This window comes from Kitasatospora sp. NPDC005751, from assembly GCF_040630835.1.
GTDB lineage: Bacteria > Actinomycetota > Actinomycetes > Streptomycetales > Streptomycetaceae > Kitasatospora.
Genome location: NZ_JBEXYC010000148.1, coordinates 1 through 2,958, shown reverse-complemented (window position 1 = coordinate 2,958; position 2,958 = coordinate 1). Strand labels below are relative to the sequence as shown.

Here is a 2,958-nt window from a genome sequence, read left to right as displayed (position 1 = left end):
GGAGCTGCCGAGGACGCTGCACGCGGACGAGCCGTCGCCGCACGTGGACTGGTCCGCCGGTGAGGTGGAGCTGCTGACGGAGGCGGCGCCCTGGCCGAGCAACGGCCGGGTGCGGCGAGCGGGGGTGTCCTCGTTCGGTCTGAGCGGCACCAACGCGCACGTCATCCTGGAGGAGGCCCCGGCGGTCGCCGAGCCGGCCGATGCCGGGAACGACGCCGGGAACGACGGCCGGGGCGACGTCCCGAACAAGGTGGTCGAGCCGGGCGCGGTGGGCGCCTGGCTGGTGTCGGGCCGCTCGGCCGACGGCCTCACCGCTCAGGCGGGCCGGCTGTACGACTGGGCCGTCGCACGGCCGTCGGTGGATCCGGCGGAGGTGGCGTGGTCGCTGGCGACGACGCGGTCCGTGTTCGAGCACCGGGCGGTGGTGGTCGGCACCGAGCGCGCCGAGCTGGTCGCGGGCCTGCAGAGCCTGGCCGCCGGTGCGCCGTCGGGTGCGGTGGTGTCGGGTGTGGCCCGCCCGGGTGCGCGGGTGGTCTTCGCCTTCGCCGGTCAGGGTTCGCAGTGGGTCGGCATGGGCCGTGAACTGGCGGCGTGCAGCCCGGTGTTCGCGGCGCGGCTCGCGGAGTGTGAGGCGGCGCTGGCGCCGTATGTGGAGTGGTCGCTGAGCGACGTCCTGGCGGGTGCCGAGGGTGCCCCCGCACTGGAGGCGGCGGATGTCGTCCAACCGGCGCTGTGGGCGGTGATGGTGTCGCTGGCGGCGGTCTGGGAGGCCGCGGGCGTCAAGCCTGCTGCGGTGGTCGGTCATTCGCAGGGCGAGATAGCGGCGGCGACGGTTGCGGGGATGCTGTCGCTGGAGGACGGCGCCCGGGTGGTGGCGCTGCGTTCGCGGTCGTTGAAGGTGCTGGCAGGTCTCGGCGGGATGCTGTCGGTGAGCCGGAGCGCCGCGGTGGTGGAGGAGCGGATCGCCCGCTTCGGTGAGCGTGTTGCCCTGGCAGCCGTCAACGGGCCTTCGGCGGTGGTGGTTTCGGGTGAGCCCGAGGCCCTGGAGGAGCTGAAGGCCGAGTTCGAGGCGGAGGGCGTGCGCGCCCGGATGGTCGCGGTGGACTACGCCTCGCACTCGGCGCAGGTGGACCGCCTCGAAGCGGAGATCACCGAGGTCCTGGCCGGTATCGCGCCGCGCCGGGGCCGGATCCCGATGGTGTCCGCGATGACCGGCGAGACGCTGACCGGTGAGGAGCTGGACGCCGCCTACTGGTACGGCAGCCTGCGCGCCACGGTCCACTTCGACCGGGCGGTGCGCACCCTGGCCGGTCAGGGCCACCAGCTGTTCGTCGAGGTGACGCCGCACCCGGTGCTGCTGGGCGCGATGAACGACACGCTCGAAGAGGTCGCGCTGGACTCCGCCGCGCTGCCGGCGGCCGTCTGCGGCACGCTGCGCCGCGACGACGGCGGCGCCCAGCGCCTGCTGGCCTCACTTGCCGAGGCCTTCGTCAACGGCGTGGCGGTCGACTGGACGACGGTTCTGCCCTCCGCCGACCTCGTCAAGCTGCCGACGTACGCCTTCCAGCACGAGCGGTACTGGCCGCGTGCGGCCGGACCGGCTCTGGGTGGGGACGCGGTGTCGCTGGGTCTGGGTGCGGTCGGTCACCCGCTGCTGGGTGCGGCGGTCGAACTGGCCGGTGGTGCGGGGCTGGTCTGCACCGGGCGGCTGTCCGTGCGGACGCACCCGTGGCTGGCCGATCACGCGATCGGTGGGGTGGTGCTCCTGCCGGGGACCGGCTTCGTCGAGATGGTGGTCCGGGCCGGTGACCAGGTGGGCTGCGGCCTGCTGGAGGAGCTGACGCTCCAGGCGCCGCTGGTGCTGCCTGCCGACGGCTCCGGTGTGCAGGTCCAGGTCGTGGTGGCCGCTGCCGATGCGGACGGCCGTCGGACGGTCGAGGTGTTCTCCCGCCCCGACGGGCAGGAGGAGTGGGCGCAGCACGCCGGTGGCGTCGTCGCTCCCGCCGGGGAGGCGCCGGTCGCGGAGGAGGACTTCGCGGTCTGGCCTCCGCGCGGGGTCACGGCGGTCGACGTGACCGGCATCTACGAGGCCGGCGCCGGGGCGTCCTACGGCTACGGCCCGGCGTTCCGGGGGCTGCGCGCGGTGTGGCGCCGGGGCGAGGACCTCTTCGCGGAGGTGGCACTGCCCGAGGGCGTGGCCGCCGATGCGGGTGCGTTCGGTCTGCACCCGGCCCTGCTGGACGGTGTGCTGCACGCCAGCGCCCTGGTCGCCGGGGCCGAGGACGAGGGCCGGGTGCGGTTGCCGTTCGCGTGGACGGGTGTCGAGCTGCACGCGGCGGGTGCGTCCGTGCTGCGGGCCCGGCTGCGCCGGGATGCGCAGGGCAGTCTGGTGCTGTCGGCGGCGGATGCCACGGGTGCTCCGGTGGTCTCCGTCGAGTCGCTGATCACCCGTCCGGTGTCGGCCGAGCAACTCCGGTCGAACGATGCCGGGGTGGCGGATTCCCTGTTCACCGTCGAGTGGGCCGCGGTGAGCGCTGCCGAGGCTCCGGCCGGGGCGTGGGCGCTGATCGGCGCCGACCGCTTCGGTCTGGCCGAGGCGCTGGAGGCCTCCGGCGTTCCGGTCCGGGCCTTCACGGACCTGGCCGGTCTGGCCGCCGCCACCGAGGCGGGGGAGATCGAGCCCGCCTTGGTGCTGGCCTGCGCCGGTGACCAGGACAGTGGAAACCCGGCGCAGGCGGCCGCGCGTGTGACCGGTGAGGTGCTCGGCCTGGCCCAGACCTGGCTGGCCGAGGAGCGTCTGGCCGAGGCCCGGCTGGTGGTCGTCACCCGAGGGGCCGTCGCTGCCGCGGCCGGGGAGCGGATCGCCGATCTGCCCGCCGCCGCCGTCTGGGGCCTGCTGCGCTCGGCGCAGTCGGAGAACCCCGGCCGACTCGTCCTGGTCGACCTGCCGACCGGCGC

The 2,958-nt window shown here is 75.0% G+C and carries 1 protein-coding gene; it reads left to right on the top strand.

Features of this window, described 5'->3' with window-relative positions; translation table 11 throughout:
- Positions 1-2,958, top strand: a 2,958-nt coding sequence (locus ABZ497_RS36685; RefSeq protein ID WP_359812463.1) for a type I polyketide synthase, incomplete at both ends; no start/stop codon positions are given.